This is a genomic window from Bordetella sp. FB-8, assembly GCF_000382185.1.
GTDB lineage: Bacteria > Pseudomonadota > Gammaproteobacteria > Burkholderiales > Burkholderiaceae_B > Bordetella.
Map to the genome: position 1 here is coordinate 3094907 of NZ_KB907784.1, position 16280 is coordinate 3111186.

16 protein-coding genes are annotated in these 16280 nt (G+C 53.4%); 10 read left to right on the top strand and 6 right to left on the bottom strand.

Annotation, left to right across the window (positions count from 1 at the left end; all coding sequences use genetic code 11):
* Nucleotides 1-16 precede the first annotated feature (16 nt).
* From H143_RS0114770 to H143_RS0114815, 10 genes are read left to right on the top strand one after another with little or no spacing between them, the layout of a single operon-like run.
* Nucleotides 17-676, top strand: a complete 660-nt coding sequence (locus tag H143_RS0114770; RefSeq protein WP_019939031.1) for a class I SAM-dependent methyltransferase — start codon at nucleotides 17-19, stop codon at nucleotides 674-676.
* The gene (locus tag H143_RS0114775; protein WP_026350087.1) at nucleotides 673-1638 is read left to right on the top strand and encodes a thiamine pyrophosphate-dependent dehydrogenase E1 component subunit alpha; all 966 of its coding nucleotides are present in this window, start codon (nucleotides 673-675) and stop codon (nucleotides 1636-1638) included. Before H143_RS0114770 ends, H143_RS0114775 begins: the two co-directional genes overlap by 4 nt.
* The gene (locus H143_RS0114780) at nucleotides 1631-2710 is read left to right on the top strand and encodes an alpha-ketoacid dehydrogenase subunit beta (protein ID WP_019939033.1); all 1080 of its coding nucleotides are present in this window, start codon (nucleotides 1631-1633) and stop codon (nucleotides 2708-2710) included. Before H143_RS0114775 ends, H143_RS0114780 begins: the two co-directional genes overlap by 8 nt.
* Before the next feature lie 17 nt (nucleotides 2711-2727).
* On the top strand, nucleotides 2728-3507 hold the full coding sequence (locus H143_RS0114785) for an SDR family oxidoreductase (protein WP_019939034.1): 780 nt from the start codon (nucleotides 2728-2730) through the stop codon (nucleotides 3505-3507).
* 21 nt (nucleotides 3508-3528) lie between these two features.
* On the top strand, nucleotides 3529-5295 hold the full coding sequence (locus H143_RS0114790; protein WP_019939035.1) for a thiamine pyrophosphate-binding protein: 1767 nt from the start codon (nucleotides 3529-3531) through the stop codon (nucleotides 5293-5295).
* Between the two features lie 8 nt (nucleotides 5296-5303).
* A complete protein-coding gene (locus H143_RS0114795; protein WP_155803405.1) occupies nucleotides 5304-6161 on the top strand; it encodes an FkbM family methyltransferase in 858 nt (285 codons plus the stop codon).
* A complete protein-coding gene (locus tag H143_RS0114800) occupies nucleotides 6158-7246 on the top strand; it encodes a zinc-binding dehydrogenase (protein WP_196801315.1) in 1089 nt (362 codons plus the stop codon). Before H143_RS0114795 ends, H143_RS0114800 begins: the two co-directional genes overlap by 4 nt.
* Nucleotides 7243-8724 carry a PfkB family carbohydrate kinase gene (locus H143_RS0114805; RefSeq protein WP_196801316.1) on the top strand — a complete coding sequence of 494 codons (1482 nt, stop codon included), beginning with the start codon at nucleotides 7243-7245 and terminating at the stop codon, nucleotides 8722-8724. Before H143_RS0114800 ends, H143_RS0114805 begins: the two co-directional genes overlap by 4 nt.
* Nucleotides 8725-8726: 2 nt before the next feature.
* Nucleotides 8727-9530, top strand: a complete 804-nt coding sequence (locus tag H143_RS0114810) for a nucleotidyltransferase family protein (RefSeq protein ID WP_026350090.1) — start codon at nucleotides 8727-8729, stop codon at nucleotides 9528-9530.
* Between the two features lie 29 nt (nucleotides 9531-9559).
* The gene (locus tag H143_RS0114815; RefSeq protein WP_019939041.1) at nucleotides 9560-10279 is read left to right on the top strand and encodes an FkbM family methyltransferase; all 720 of its coding nucleotides are present in this window, start codon (nucleotides 9560-9562) and stop codon (nucleotides 10277-10279) included.
* A gap of 7 nt (nucleotides 10280-10286) precedes the next feature.
* Here the strand turns inward: H143_RS0114815 and H143_RS0114820 are convergent, their stop codons facing one another.
* From H143_RS0114820 to H143_RS0114850, 6 genes are all read right to left on the bottom strand, one after another.
* Nucleotides 10287-11090 carry a phytanoyl-CoA dioxygenase family protein gene (locus H143_RS0114820; RefSeq protein ID WP_155803406.1) on the bottom strand — a complete coding sequence of 268 codons (804 nt, stop codon included), beginning with the start codon at nucleotides 11088-11090 and terminating at the stop codon, nucleotides 10287-10289.
* 56 nt (nucleotides 11091-11146) lie between these two features.
* Nucleotides 11147-12088, bottom strand: a complete 942-nt coding sequence (locus H143_RS22150) for a phytanoyl-CoA dioxygenase family protein (protein ID WP_081627063.1) — start codon at nucleotides 12086-12088, stop codon at nucleotides 11147-11149.
* Nucleotides 12089-12159: 71 nt separating this feature from the next.
* Nucleotides 12160-13266 (bottom strand): hypothetical protein, encoded by a 1107-nt coding sequence (locus H143_RS0114835; RefSeq protein WP_019939045.1) that lies wholly within the window; start codon nucleotides 13264-13266, stop codon nucleotides 12160-12162.
* Nucleotides 13267-13284: 18 nt separating this feature from the next.
* The gene (locus H143_RS20820) at nucleotides 13285-13920 is read right to left on the bottom strand and encodes an HAD family hydrolase (RefSeq protein ID WP_019939046.1); all 636 of its coding nucleotides are present in this window, start codon (nucleotides 13918-13920) and stop codon (nucleotides 13285-13287) included.
* Nucleotides 13921-13922: 2 nt separating this feature from the next.
* Complete coding sequence (locus H143_RS0114845) at nucleotides 13923-14897, bottom strand: NAD(P)-dependent oxidoreductase (protein ID WP_019939047.1); 975 nt, start codon at nucleotides 14895-14897, stop codon at nucleotides 13923-13925.
* The gene (locus H143_RS0114850) at nucleotides 14894-16279 is read right to left on the bottom strand and encodes a glycosyltransferase (protein ID WP_019939048.1); all 1386 of its coding nucleotides are present in this window, start codon (nucleotides 16277-16279) and stop codon (nucleotides 14894-14896) included. Before H143_RS0114850 ends, H143_RS0114845 begins: the two co-directional genes overlap by 4 nt.
* Nucleotide 16280: the final 1 nt, after the last annotated feature.

Consider the following 16280-nt stretch of genomic DNA (forward strand, 5'->3'; position numbering starts at 1 on the left):
CGGAATAGAGGCAAGCTTGAAGCAAGAAATCGATTTATTGGTCAATTATCCCAAGGCCAAGCGCAATGTCGAAGAGCGGGGGAACGAAAAGACTGAGGTGGATCGCGCGCTAGCACGCCAATTTGGCAAGGAATTCTTCGACGGTGATCGCCGCCATGGCTATGGCGGATTCAGCTATTTCCCGCGTTTCTGGCAGCCTGTTATTCCGACCTTTCGCGAATATTTTGGTCTGACTGAAACAAGTTCTGTTCTTGATGTCGGCTGCGCCAAGGGGTTCATGATGCATGACTTGGCCCAGTTGATACCCGGCATCGCTGTTAAGGGCATCGATATCTCCAGCTACGCGATTGAAAATGCGATAGACGATATGAAACCGCACGTTCGGATCGGGGACGCGCGCAAGCTGGAGTTCCCCGATAATGCGTTCGATGTTGTCATCTCGATCAATACGGTGCACAACCTGAACCGCGAGGATTGCGGACAGGCGCTGCGTGAAATCGAACGCGTCAGCAAAGGGCACTCATACATTACGGTTGATGCCTACCGCACCGAAGAAGAGAAAAAGCGTATGTATGCATGGAATCTGACGGCACAGACTATCATGCACGTCGACGAATGGAAGTTGTTTTTTGATGAGGTCGGTTATACCGGCGACTATTTCTGGTTCATTCCATGACGCCTGAAATCGCGAAGCAGCTTCTGTTTCGGATGATGCGGATTCGATATGTCGAAGAAACCATCGCCGCGAGATATTCGGAACAGGCCATGCGCTGCCCAATCCATCTATGTACTGGTCAGGAGGCTGTGTCCGCAGCCGTCGGATTGGTATTGCGGCCCAGCGATTTTGCCGTGAGCGGTCATCGGGCGCACGGCCATTACCTGGGTAAAGGTGGAAATCTGCGGGCCATGCTGGCCGAAATTTATGGCAAAAAGACCGGTTGCGCTGGAGGGCGTGGCGGATCGATGCATCTTATCGACGAGTCGGTCGGATTTATGGGCAGCACGGCGATCGTTGGCAATACGATCCCGGTTGGAGTAGGCCTGGGTTTGTCGATTCAATTGTCCGGAAGCGATGCAGTCAGCTGTGTTTTCCTGGGCGACGGTGCGGCAGAAACCGGAGTTTTCTTCGAGTCCATGAATTTCGCCGCGGTACGAGAGATTCCCGTGCTGTTCGTTTGCGAAAATAACCTCTATTCGGTTTATTCCCCTTTGCATGTGCGCCAGCCCAAAGGCCGCAAGATTTTCCGTTTGGCGCAAGCCATAGGTGTTGAGGCTGAGCACGGCGATGGCAATGATGTGGAGGCGGTGTATGCCATGATGAAGCGAGCCGTTGCGGATATCCGCAGGAATGGCGGCCCGCGCTTTCTCGAATTTGATACTTATCGCTGGCGTGAACATTGCGGTCCGAATTTCGATAACGATATTGGATATCGCACAGAGCAGGAGTACCTGGCGCACCGCATGCAGGAGCCGATCAAACGCCAGCATGACAAACTGATTCAATCCAAGTTGCTTGCGCCGGAAGAGCTCGCGGCATTTGGCGAATCTTTGCGCGTCGAAATAGAAGACGCCTTTTGCTACGCAATCGAATCCCCTTTTCCGGACGACACGGACGTTCGTGCCAGACTTTATGCCTGAATCTATTTCCACAGCATCGCGGCAGCTGACATTCGCAAAGGCAATCAATGAGGCGCTAAATGTTGCGCTCGAGGCAGACGACAAGGTCATTTGCTACGGCCTGGGCGCTGACGATCCAAAGGGAATTTTTGGTACTACGCTGGGCTTGCGGCAGAGGTTCGGTAGTGCTCGCGTCTTCGACATGCCGCTCTCGGAAAATGCGATGACGGGGGTGGCGATCGGTGCCTCGTTGAACGGGATACGTCCCGTCATGTGTCACCAGCGGCTCGATTTCTTTTTGCTTGCCATGGATCAATTGGTTAACAATGCGGCCAAATGGTTTTATATGTTCGATGGCCAGCGTTCCGTGCCGATCACTATCCGGTTGATACTGGGGCGTGGCTGGGGGCAGGGGCCCACGCACTCGCAGAATCTGCAAGCATGGTTTGCACACATACCGGGCCTGAAGGTGGTCATGCCTACTTCACCGGCGGATGCCAAGGGGCTGTTGCTGTCATCGATCTTTGATCCAAATCCTGTCTTGTTTATTGAGCATCGGTGGCTGCATAACATGGTGGGCGATGTGCCGGAAGGGGACGTGAGGATTCCGATCGGACCGTTGCGCGTTGCCCGCGGCGGATGCGATATCACCATTGTGTCGATGTCTTATATGACGGTGGAAGCCTTGCATGCTGCGGAATACCTGCAGGAACGGGGCGTTTCCTGTGAAATCCTGGATCTGCGCTGCGTCAATCCCATCGACTGGCAAGCCATTTTTGAATCTGTCGACAAGACCGGGAAATTATTGGTGTTGGATACCGGTGCCGAGACCGGTTCGATCGCAGGCGAGATAGTCGCCCGGGTCGCTATCGAACGTATGGGAAGCTTGAAACTCGCGCCTGCGCGCCTTGCGATGCCGGATGTGCCGGAGCCAACGAGTTTCGGCATGACCAAGGGCTTTTATGTTCGCGCCGGTGATGTCGCGCACAAAGTGTTGGACATGCTGGCCTTGGAGCGCGGCGATGTCGATGCGCATCTGGTCGAGCCCATTCCGCACGATGTGCCCGGCGCTTGGTTCACGGGGCCTTTCTGATGGTCGGGATGCGAGTCTTGATTGTTGCCGCCGGCAGTGATATAGGCGCGCATTTGGTCGAGCACTATTTGAGGCAGGGCGCTGAAGTCGCCGGCACCTATCGGCAATGGGATGATCGCATTGCTCGCCTAGAAGGACTAGGCGCAAAGATGTTCGTGCTTGATATCTCTTCGGCGGAACAGATCGAAGTGTTCGCGTCACGGTTGCGTAATGCGGAATTTTTCTGGGATGTGTTGATCAGCGCTCCTGGTCTGCTGGCACCGATCGGGAATTTCTTTTCTCTCGATTTCGATGCGTGGGAGCGCAGTGTGATGATCAACTCCACGTCGCAACTGCGTCTGCTGCATGCCGTGCATGGTTTACGCGGACGCAGCCCCAAAATTGTCTTTTTCGCGGGGGGAGGCACCAATAGCTCTTTTGACAACTATTCAGCCTATTGCCTCGGCAAGCTCTCCTTGATCAAGATGACCGAGCTGCTGGACAGCGAGTGCCCGTATCTGCAAGTGTCCATTATCGGCACAGGCTGGGTCAATACAAAGATTCATCGCCAGACTCTGGCCGCTGGCTCAGCTGCTGGGTCCAATTTCGAACGTACAAAAGAATATCTGACCAGCAGCCAAGCTCTCGGCGCAACGGTCGAAGATGTAGCCCAGTGCATAGACTGGTGTATTGCGGCTGAACGTGATGCCGTGGGAGGCCGGAATTTTTCCCTGGTCCATGATGATTGGCGTAATCCCGCGTTTCTGGAGCGACTCAAGAGCAATCCGAACAGCCACAAGCTGCGTCGGCTGTCCTGACGGCGGCAGGATGAGACAACTATGAAATTAACCGACTATGTGATTGCCTACCTTCATGCGAAAGGAACCTCGCATGTATTCGGCATGTCAGGCGGGGCAGCGGTACACCTCTTCGATTCCGCGTCCAAACATCCCGGCGTACAGCCGATTTTCATGGCGCATGAACAATCGGCGGCGATGGCTGCCGATGGCTACTACCGGGTGTCCGGCAAGGTTGGCGCGTGCGTCGTGACCTCGGGCCCAGGCGCTACCAATTTGCTTACCGGCGTCTGCTGTTCTTATTACGACTCGGTACCGACCCTGATGCTGACTGGCCAGGTAGCTACCAATCGACTGAAAGGATCTCGTAAAGTACGCCAGGTGGGTTTTCAAGAAACCGAAACAACGTCGATTTACGCCAGCGTCACCAAATCTGCCGTGCAAATCGGGGATGCTGCCGGAATTGCGCAAGCGCTGGACAGCGCCTATCGAATTGCCCAGGATGGACGGCCTGGTCCTGTTCTGATCGATATTCCCGATGATTTGCAGCGCGCTACTGTTATTCCAGAGGGTATAGGGAGGCAGCATGCCTCGGATTCCAAAGCATCTCCGGCGTTGCCAGGACAGATTGCGGATCTTCTGCGCGGTTTGAGTGCTGCCAAGCGCCCGGTAATTATCATTGGCGGCGGACTAAGCACACCTCGCAGATCGGATGAGCTGCGACGTTTCCTGCATCAGATCGAAGTGCCTGTCGTGCAGACATGGGCCGGACTGGATTTGCTTCCTTCAACTTGGAAGCACCGCATCGGGACTTTCGGTGTGTATGGCTCCAGGTTGGGTAATTATGTCGTTCAGAATGCCGATCTATTGATATGCCTGGGGACGCGGCTCTCCCAGAACTTGACCGGTGGCGTGCTAAAGGATTTTGCGGTTGGTTCCAAGATTGTGATGGTGGACATCGATGCCGGTGAGATGGATAAATTCGACGGTTATGGCATCGAGATCGCAGAGCGGATTGAAGCCTCGATGTCCGATTTTCTCGACGCTGCGATTCCTGCTGCAGGCAGCTTTGCGACACCGGATATATCCGGTTGGCTGGCACAAATCGAACTGTGGAGACGTGAGCTACCCGATGATAGTCCTGCCGAGCCGGAAGATAGTGCTGGCTTTGTCGACGCCTATCACTTTGTACGTAAATTGTCGGATGTCCTGGCCGAGGATGAAATCATCTTCATCGACACCGGCGGCAACCTGACGTGGACCTGCAATAATCTTCAGGTCAAAGAGCGGCAGCGAGTCTTGTCTGCGTGGAATTTCACGCCGATGGGCTATGCCTTGCCAGCCAGCATCGGTGGAGCCATGGCGGCATCATATGCGCCGATAACCTGCATTATCGGTGACGGTGGTCTGCAGCTTTGTCTTGGCGAGCTTGCGACAGTGGTGCGTCATGCTTTACCGATCAAGATCATTCTCTTCAACAACCATTCGCACGGGATTCAGAAGCAGACACTAGAGACTTGGCTGGAAGGACGCTATGTCGGTGTGGACCCGGCATCTGGCCTAGGTCTTTCGGATTATCCGGAGGTGGTGCGAGCAATGGGATTGCCTGTCGTGACCATCGACAGAAGCTCCGATATCTCTGCACAGCTGGAAAAAATTTACAGCACTCCGGGCCCGGTATTTTGCAACGTTCAAATCCGGGTCGATCAAAAACTTTATCCCGTGCTTAAGTCGGGGGCTCCCCTGGATGATCAAATGCCTTTGATGCCACGGGAAAAGCTCGCGGCTTTACGCGTTTTGAAACCCTGAGAATCGATATGTTATTAGACCGCTTAGGTTCGCTATTGGAGTTCCTCGCCGCCAACTCGTCGCAGCATGCCCGAGGCACCCCGTTCTACCGTTTTGTCGATGCCATCGTCAAAGAAGCGTTCCATGAGGCGAAGCCAACCTTCGAAGCGAGCCAGGCAATATTGATGGCCGAATTTGGTGCATTGACGCTACCTTATGAAAAAATGGGGGCCATCGATTCGATCGACTTGTTTGGTCTGGACGAGTTGTTGATGTTTGCGTTCTATTACCGCAACAAAAACCGCTATCGACGTGCGGCCGATATTGGCGCCAACATGGGGCTGCATACGATTCTGTTGACAAAGTCGGGTTTTCAGGTCGAGGCTTATGAACCTGATCCTGCTCATTGCACCAAACTTATCCGCAATCTCGGCTTGAACAGCGTCGCCGATGCGACCGTCCATAAGGCTGCCGTATCGGATCATGTCGGCACTATGCAATTCGTGCGAGTGTTGGGCAATACCACCAGCAGCCATTTGGCCGGCGCTAAAGCGAATCCCTACGGCGAACTCGAAAAATTCGATGTGGATGTGGTCGATGTCAGGAACATCGTGCGGCGTGTCGAGTTGATGAAAATCGATGCTGAAGGACATGAAGCGGTGATCTTGAATGCGATATCTCCGGATGATTGGCGCAAAGTCGACGCCTTTGTCGAAATCGGCTCCCCGGAAAACGCGCGCTCTATTTTCGAGAAAATGGATGACACCGATGTCAACATTTTTGCTCAGAAGCTCGGATGGCAACGTGTCGCCACGCTTGCGGACATGCCTATTTCCTACAAAGAAGGCGGCGTGTTCATGAGTACCAAGACGGAGATGCCCTGGTGAGTCCGGAGCCCCAACCATTGCAGATGACGGCGGCCGTATTGACGCGAACCGAGCAGCCGCTGGAGATCGTTTCGGATATTGCGCTCGCACCTCCAAAACGTGGGCAAGTGCTGGTCAAGCTGGCCTATAGCGGCGTTTGCCATAGCCAATTAATGGAAGTGCGCGGCTTGCGTGGTCCCGATGCTTACCTGCCGCACCTATTGGGTCATGAAGGATCTGGCAAGGTCATTGCGGTCGGCGAAGGCGTCACCAAGGTCTCTCCTGGCGATTTGGTGGTGCTTGGGTGGATCAAGGGCAATGGTCTTGACGGCGGTAGCGTTCGCTATGAATGCGGATGCCTTGGACAAACAATCAACGCTGGCGGCGTCACGACATTCAACGAGTACGCCCTGGTGTCGGAAAATCGCGTAGTCCTGTTGCCTGCAGGCATTCCTTTAGATATTGCCGTCCTGTTCGGTTGCGCAGTCCCGACTGGTGCCGGCATCGTGACCAACGATCTCAAGCCCGATACTGGGAGTACTGTTGCGATATTCGGATTGGGCGGCATAGGCATGAGTGCTCTGATAGCGACTATGCTATTTGACTGTGCCAGGGTCATCGCTGTCGATGTGTCCGACGAGAAGCTTGCGCTGTCCCGCTCCTTCGGCGCCACGGATATCATTAACGCAAAAAGCAGCGATCCCGTGGCGGCGCTTAAAGCATTGACCCAGGGGATGGGAGTCGATTACGCCATCGAAGCATCGGGGCAAGTCTCGGTGATTGAACAGGCCTTCGCTTCCATCAGGCGCGGCGGAGGGGTTTGTGTATTTGCATCCCATCCGGCACATGGTTCTCGCATCTCCATCGACCCCTATGAGTTGATTTGCGGCAAGCAAATTCGCGGTAGTTGGGGGGGGGGCAGCAACCCCGACCGCGATATTCCGCTGTTTGCCAAACTCTATCTGGAAGGTAGGCTTCCGCTGGAAAAGCTGTTGACGCACCGCTATGCTTTGAGCCAGATCAATGAGGCGCTGGACGACATGGAACACCAGCGAGTGGGCAGACCGTTGATCGAAATTGATGGTGGCTTGGGAGCAGCCGCATGAGTCCGGTTTCAGAAATGAAGCGCCAAGCCGACGAAATCCGCCGACTTGCCGGCGACGGGAAGCGTATCGTTTTTGTAGCAGGCAATTTCAATATTATCCACCCTGGCCATTTGCGCTTATTGCAGTTCGCGGCTGAGTGCGGAGATTTCCTGGTCGTTGGTATCAGCAGCGATGAGGCAGAAGGGATTATGGTTCCTCAGGAGCTTCGCTTCGAAAGCGTGCGCTCCATCGGTCTGATCGACTATTGCTTCAGGTTGATGCTGCCGGCAGAGGCATTTATCAAGTTGCTGCAGCCGCCCATCGTGGTCAAAGGGCGAGAGCATGAGTCGCAGCACAATCCCGAACAGGTAGTGATCGACAGCTACGGCGGGAAAATGCTCTTCGGCTCGGGAGAAATGAGCTTTTCGTCGATTGATCTGCTCAAGCGCGAGATGGCTGCGCCGAATTTCTCTTCCATAGTGCTGCCCCAGGATTTTCCTGAACGCCATGGCTTTCGTAAGGCAGACATTTATGCCTGTATGCAGAAATTCTCCGGCCTGCGGGTTGCCGTGTTGGGCGACCTTATCGTCGATGACTATGTCAATTGCGATCCGATCGGCATGTCACAGGAAGACCCCACTTTGGTGGTTACGCCAATACAGACGGAGCGCTTCATCGGCGGTGCCGGTATTGTCGCTGCCCATGCCAGCAGTCTGGGAGCGGAAGTCCGGTATTTCACGGTGGCAGGCAATGATGACGCCGCTACCTATGCCAGGACACGGTTGGAGCAGTATAGAGTCAAGACCACGCTGCTCTTGGATGATAGTCGGCCGACGACGCTCAAACAGCGCCTGCGTGCAAGCGGAAAAACCTTGCTGCGCGTGAGTCATCTGCGTCAGCATGCCATTAGCAAGGAGCTCGTGGAAAAGTTGCTGGCCTTCGTCAAGGATGTGCTGAGCGACATCGATTTGCTGATTTTTTCGGATTTCAATTACGGCTGCTTGCCGCAGGCCCTCGTCGATGAGGTGACCAAGCTGTGCGTTCATAAAAACATCATGATGGTGGCCGACAGCCAGTCTTCTTCCCAGGTGGGCGATGTATCGCGGTTCAGTGGCATGATGTTGTTGACTCCGACCGAACGAGAAGCGCGTCTTGCCGTCGGTGATTTTGAGTCGGGCTTGGTGATCCTGGCGGAGAAACTGCTCAGGAAGTCGGGTGCGAAAAATGTTCTTATGACGCTTGGCGCCGAAGGCATGCTCGTGCATTCGCTGGCACGCGATACCTGGCATACGGATCGCCTGCCGGCTTTCAATATGGCACCGAAGGATCCAGCAGGTGCAGGGGATAGCCTTCTGACTTGCTGTGCCATGGCGCTCGCAGTTGGCGCTGATATCTGGCAAAGCATGTATTTGGGCTCCGTTGCCGCCGCATGCCAGGTCGGGAGGGTTGGAAATACTCCGCTCTCTCTGAAGGACATAATGCGCGAACTGGCGGACTGATTATGCGCGCGCTATTGCTTTGCGCTGGACTAGGCACCCGGTTGAGACCATTGACCGATTTTCTGCCCAAATGCCTGGTGCCAATCAATGGCCGGCCTTTGCTGGATTTCTGGATTGATCGCTTGTTTTCGCAAGGCGTCGACGAAGTGCTGATCAACACGCATCATCACGCATCGTTGGTAGCGAATTATCTCGCGCGCAGTACTTGGCACGGCCGCGTAAAACTGGTTCATGAAGAGTGTTTGCTGGGCACTGGTGGTACGTTGTTAGAAAACCGGGCCTTCTTTGATGGCCAGCCTATTCTATTGGCACATGCAGATAACCTGACGCGTTTCGATTGCCGTGATTTTCTCTCGGCTCACCAAAGACGTCCTGCGGGTACAGCGTTAACCATGATGCTATTCCGGGCGGCTGTGCCGTCTTCATGTGGCATTGTCGAGATCGACAGCACCTGTGTGGTGCATGCCTTTCATGAAAAAGCACCCAATCCTCCTGGCAATCTGGCCAACGCCGCGGTCTACCTGATAGAGCCTGAAATCATCGACTACATGGCATCGCTTGGCAAAGAGGTCGTGGATTTCAGCACCGAAGTCATACCGCACTATATCGGCCGCATCTCGACATATATGAATGATATTTATCACCGAGATATCGGTACGATAGCCAGTTGGTCGGAAGCACAGCGCGATTTTTCAATGCCGCCGCTATCGGTTGAAAATCAGCAGGCATGGTCTAGCGTGATTAAAGGTTTGGGTGATGACTATTCGCGATTGGTTGCCTCGTTATCGGAAAATGCGGCCGGTTGAATTCGACCCAGATTTTAATAGGATTGTGTATGCATAAGACACCGACGACTGGCGATGAGTCCGCACTATCGGACTGGCATTCAAGTTCCTACGCGCTGGAGGGAAGCGATCTTATTCTTGCTTCTTTATTGAGAAATGTTAAGCGAGGCACATACATAGATATCGGAGCGAATCATCCGATCTACATTAGCAGCACTTATGCGTTTTATCAGAAGGGGTGGCGAGGGCTGGCCGTGGACGGAAATGCTTCTTTTTCCTCTGCCTGGGCGCAGGTGCGCCCGGACGATATTTTTGTTGAAGGTCTGGTCTCGGATGCTGAAAGGGATGTGGATTTTCTGATTTTTCCAGATCACACCATGAGTTCAATCGACCCGGAAACCAGTGGACGCTATGCGGCACGTTTTAACCGGAGCGAGGTACAGGTCGAGAGGAGGCGGACATCGACTTTACGCCAGTTGCGCGATATTTATCTACCAACGCATGAGATTCATTTGCTGGCTGTGGATGTCGAGGGAGAAGACTTGAAAGTCTTGGCTGGTGCCGATCTGGCAACAATGTGTCCAGGTGTCATTGCGGTGGAAACAAAAAACTGCTCACTCTACCAGCTTATGGAAAATAACATCGTGCGATATTTGACGAATATGGGTTATAGATTGATCGCCAAGACGCCACTGGATGCCTTTTTCGTTTGGCCGGAGAAGCCTTATTTGGATTGGATACCGGGAAGCCTGCTGACGGTGTCCCCGTAGAGAGAAGTCACAATCCGATGGCCGCGCGTTTTATGACGAGAGTGGTTTCAAGGCTGACGCGGCAAGACACTCCATTGTTAAGCGCACCACTATGCAATAGATTTTCATTAAAGAGAATGGCCTGTCCAGGCTGAAGTGCCGCTAGTTTTTTCTCATAACCATCCAGTGGCTCGTCCAGGGATGGCCGCGGATAACCATCTGCCAAGACTTTTTGCTTGATCTGCCAAGACTTCCGATGCGATCCCGGCACCACGCACAGGCCGTTCAGTCCTGGCTCGGTATAAATAGCTAGCCACATCTTGATGGTCACTTCATCATCGGCAAACAGCTTTTCATCTTTGCCGTGGATATCGTGGAACCATTTGTCTGCATGAATACCGCCTATATCCGTTGTGACCCCGGGGCGTACCAATCGCCAGGTCAGTTCGGGATGATCAGGAATGGCCGTGCCATCAAAAAAAAACACATTAGAGATTTTGCAACTTTCGCCGAATGCCTCTTTGATGCGGCGTGAGAAATCGAAGGTGCCCAGGTCCGAGACTGCCTGCTTGGATAATACCCGATTGTTTTTCGTCCATAAATCATCATGCGATACCAGATGCGATAGCCGATGGTATTGATCTATTCCGTTTTCTCGAAACTGATTTGCATATTCGGGATGCTTTTCTTCGATTCGCGAGATCCATTGAGCGCAAATGACACTGCGCAGAAAGTCCAGTTCGGCCGCATTGACCGAGAATGCAGTGCTGTAGCCCGGCTCGCCGAATATATCGGCCAAGATGCCAGAGTGGATGGATGGATGAGTAGTCATGGAAATTTTTTATTTCGGAAGCCTTGGATATGCTCATTTTTCGGCTGGCTGGAGAACTATAGGCCTGTAATAAGGCGAAGAGCTATGTCGCGGTTTCCTTTTATTACATTGGCATTTGCAGCAAGAAGTTGCTCGCGCGAGGTCACATATAAGTGCTTGACTAGGCGCTCGATTTTCATATCAAAAAGCGTTTGATGGTAATTAATCGGTACTTCACGCCCCAACGAGGATGAGCAGATATAGTTTGCAATCCGGTATGCTGCCAATCGCTGTTCATAGCTCAATTCTGAAAATTCACTAGATACTCTAGTTCGCGCATTAAATGATTTTTCTCCTTCGAAGAAGTTTAGAGCAAGCTGCCTACGCAATCGATTCGACGCTGGAACAGCATGAACGAGGGCTTGATCGAAGAAAATGATATCGCCAACTGCGATATCAATTTTAACTGTTGGAAGTGCTGGCAATGAATCATTCGTGGAGAGATCAATTTCTCCAGTCATCGCTGGTTCATAACCAGCTCCATTTTTGGGCCATCGAAGTCCTTGTGCAGATAGCCGTGTAAATGAATCGCCATAGTGATGGGTGCCAGGAATGCATACAAACTGACCACCATCCTGTTCCGTCGAGTCTTGTAGGTAAATGCAGACTTTTAGAAACTTGAAATCACCAAGCATATCGCGATGAAAATCCGAGCCACGTCGGAATATCGAGAAATCCGACCCCCAAAAAAGCGCATCCTCGCCAAGGATTTCCTCGACTAGAGGCAGAATTCTGGAGTTCTGTATAAAGGTAAGCAAAGGCTGGGATTGTTCGGCACCACTGATAACTGCACCGAATAGAGAGGCCGGGTTTTCAATGGGCATGTCGGCGCGTCTGGAATGCGTAGCGACGACATCGTCATAAGCTTTTATTAATTCAGGTAGTAGGCTTTTATCAAAAGCATTCCGGAAAACAATATATCCGAACGTTTCATAAAATCTTCTGGCTGAACTGATCATGATATGACTATAGGAAAGGCGGATATCAACATAAATGTCTACGATATATTATTAGACACACTGCAATGGCATTAATTGATGGCTCTCGACAATGGTGTGACTAGCTTGCGGAGCCAGCTATTTTGTTCTTCTATATAAATTTGTCCGCTTTCACCCATCCGCTTCATGCAATTAGGATGATCGAAGTTGTCGTCCGCAATAGCCATTGCCACCTCTGACAGCTCCTGATCGGTTCCGTCGAACGGCACGCTGAATTCCGAAAATGTCACGTCGCATAGGAGTTCAGGGCACATATACTGATTCATAAATCCAGTCGAATGATATTGCCGGCCATTCTGATGATGATTAGCGCCCGTCTTGGTAAGTGGCATGGCGACACTCATCTGTGCAAAGCGGCCACCCAAGAGCTGCAGAAACTGCATACCGTTTACGCTGCATATTGTACGACCGGCATAATTGACAAGCGACAACGCCTGATGCATATAGACTTCAATCGGAGTCGTGCCAATGATAGGCATTATCTTTGGGCGGAAATTTCCTCCCCGCATGTTGCAAAATACTTTGAATCCTCGTCGAGTCAGGCGAGCAGCAACTGTTTCCCAGAAAATATCAGGAAATTGAGGATGTTCCGAACTATTGGCTGGGAATAGTATGACGGACTCGCCCTTGGGCATTCCGATTTTTTGTGCGATCTGCTCTGCTTCGGCATCCCACTCTGCGGGCACATTAGGGCGCTCGAGTTTGGCTTCCCACGGCAGTCGAAGCAAGTGGCGAAAGATGTCAGTTAGAGTCATGCCTCCGCGCCCCGGGTATTTATACAAATACATCAAATTATCCATCCGGCAGTCACCTAGATCATAGGGATGCGCGCAGATCGGCACATCGATTTCGAAGCGCGTCGGGTCCAGAAAATTATTGGCGATCTGCATCATCAGATTGCGTTCCGCCGTATGGACTCTCAGGAAGCGGTTCGCATACATCTGTGCAACGGCTACATGATCGGGTGGAATGACCAATGTTATCTCATGGCCATGCTGCTCGACGAAGGCTTGCGCGAATGCGCAGACAATTGTCGTATCGCCGATCGACGTCGGGTTCAGGAGAATCCACGAACGACGGTCCGGGTCGCGCATTTGCAACAAGAGATTCTTATACTGTTCTTCTCTTAAAAAGTTCATGGTGCTTTCACTTTGAATTTATATCGGCTTAATTTCTTCAATCAACTGCCAAGGCGTGTCCAGGCGAATTTTTCCCCATCCGCTGCCATATCCCCAAGCTGCCTGAATGAAAGGGAGATCGGCATGCGCGGCCGCGGCGGCGTCTTCAGGGCGATCGCCTACGTAGATCGAGGATGATTTATCCAGACCGAGTTGATTGCGTAATCGGCTCAATAGACCGGCTTTCCCCGTGAACGGGGGATCGAACGAGTCCAGGGCATAGGCCCCCGAGAATAGACCGTCCCATTCCAGATGATTCACGATCAGGCGAGTCGGATATATGCGCTTATTGGTCGCGATGAACAGCGAGAAATTCATTTTCACCAATGATTCCAGCATGATGCTGACGCCGGGATAGGACAGCGTTTCCTTGTATCCGTGTCCGTCGTATTGATTCTTGAATGCCGCGATCAACACGGGGATCAGCGCCGCTTTTTCCACAGGGACAAGGGACGCGACGATTTCCGCCAAAGGCGGGCCGATGATGTCCTGGGTCAAGGGCCGAACGGGTTCTAGGCCTGCTTGCTCCAAGATCGACGCCAATGTGCCCAGGATCGCCGGAGCCGAGTCGATCAGCGTGCCGTCCAGATCGAAGACGATGTGTCGCAAGGGCATGCTCAGTCCTGGGCAGATAGATGGCGGACCGATTCTTTGATAGATTCAGTCAGCAGATAGCGAAGATCCAGTCCGAGTTCGGTGCGAGCTCTGGCAATCGATGGAATATAGCGGTTGCGAAAGATATTCCGGCTATCGGGCTTGCCCATGACCTGTATGGGTTTGGAGGGAGCCAGCGTGTCGCGGACCAGCACGGCGAGTTCCTGGATGGTAATGGCCGTATCCGAGCCTATGTTGTAGGCCTGGCCTGCCTGCCCACGGGAGAGCAGCGCAAGCAGCCAGCAGGCCAGGTCTCGTTGATCCATGTAGGACCGCACGGGGGTTCCATCCCCATTGACCGTAATTTCGGGCGCATGCATCGCGTCGCGGATGAAGTTGCCGATGGCGAAGTGGGCGTCCAGAGGCAGGTCTTGGCCTACGAAGGCGAAGCAGCGCGCAATGACCGTTTCGACGCCGTGGGCGTCCTGGTAAAGGACGCAGAGATGTTCCGCGCAGCGCTTGGCAACGCTATAGGCCTGCTGGGGATCGAGAGGATTCGGCATGCCGTTGTAATCCTCCGGCATGGTCCGCATATCCGGTGGCTGCGGGCCATAGACGCTGCCGGAGCTGGTCAGAAGAAAACGCGGTATGCGGTGGGCAACCGCATAGTCGAGCATGTTGCGGGTGCCGTCCATGATCTGGACATAGCGTTCCAGAGGCGTCAGCCTGGGCCCGAATGTGGAATCGGCGGCGCCGTGCAGGATATGCGTATAGCCCAAATAGGCCGGCAGGGTTGACGGCTGCAGAATATCGCCCTCGTGAAAGTGTAGCCATTCCTGTTTCGAAAACTCGGGATGTCGGCCGAGGAAAGCCGAGGGGTCGCGGCTGAGCACCGTAACGGCGGGAGGGCGGTTGCCTCGGCGCGCTTCCTCTATCCAATGCCTCAGCAGGGATTTTCCAAAAAAACCGGTTCCTCCGGTCAGCAATAGCGCGTTCATGCGCTTTGTGTCAGGTCTTTCCAAGAGATGGCCTCTACTTTGCCATTTATCTTTCTTATCATTTCGACGAGATATTTGTCGTGTTCTCTTTCCGAACTGAGAATCACGCAATCGACTTGGGCTTGTGCCGTGCCCAGGTGCGAGGGCGGATAAATCGGAACGCCGAGCATGGTCTGGCCTTGGCGCCGGATATTCGAATCAAGACAGTAGGCTACGGGTATACCCGCTTCACGCGCTTCATTGATCAGCATGGCCGAGATCAATGCGCTACCGAGTATCGCGATTCTTTTGCCGCCGAAGTCCCGGAACAGATTCTCGCTGCGCTTTCTTCGTCCTATCCATTGGAACAGGCTTTGCACGACACGTGGCTGATCCTTGTCCGGCACCTTGTAGGTGTCGAGAATAACAGGGGCCTTGCGCCCGGCCTGGGAGAGAAAAATGCTCAGCGGTAGAAGCGGTTGGATGGCGTTTGCCGGAGCGTCATGATCCTGCGTCGCCAGGATGAATTCTTTTTCCAGGCTCGATATTTTGCTTTTGGCCAGCGTGGGCTTCGGCGTGTTGATGACGACGTGCTGCGCCTTGTAGCGTAGGGAAAAATTCCTCAAGAAAGGCGTGGCAGTCTTGGTCTGCGGAATTTTCCGAGACAGCCTGTACAGTGTGGAATAGGTATTGAGCGGATCCAGCGAAATATTGGTCTGATGGGAGTCTTGCGGCCCATGCAGGCGATATTTCAGCAGCGGCTCATTCAGGAATCCAATAGAGCCGCGCGTATTGAGCAGGGATGGAATGAGAATGTCCAGGCCGCCATGCGATTTTGGCGCTTTGCCGCCCTGGATGCTTCCGTAGTAGATCGAGTCGATCAGCGACGCGGAAAGCTTCTTGCGGCAGAAGATCAAGGTGCTGGGCAAAGGCCACAGCAGTTCGGCAGGATACCTGACGATGTATTCGCCACGCTCATAAATCCTGTCCGGCCCCAGCGGGGTGAGATAAGGACTCATGACCGCGCCGTCTTTGTCGATCGTGCAGACGTTGGTCCATACCGCGGTCATGCCGGGATGCGCATCCATGAGCGCCATCTGCTTTTCCAGCATGGTCGGCATCATGACGTCGTCATCATGGGTGGCGATGACTCGCTCGCCCCGGGCAATCTTGATCGCCGAAGCGCCGTTGAATGGCGCTGTGTACCCCGGTGGGTTCCTGACGTAGCGTATGCGCTCGTCCGTGATGCCCAGGACGACATCGGGCGTGTCGTCGGTGCTGCCGTTGTCGAGAATGAGAAACTCGAAATTCCGGTAAGTCTGGCTGAGCACTCCCTCTATCGCTTCCTTCAAATAGTTGGAGCGGTTATAGGTGAGCAGGGCGATCGTTACTGGAATGGACATG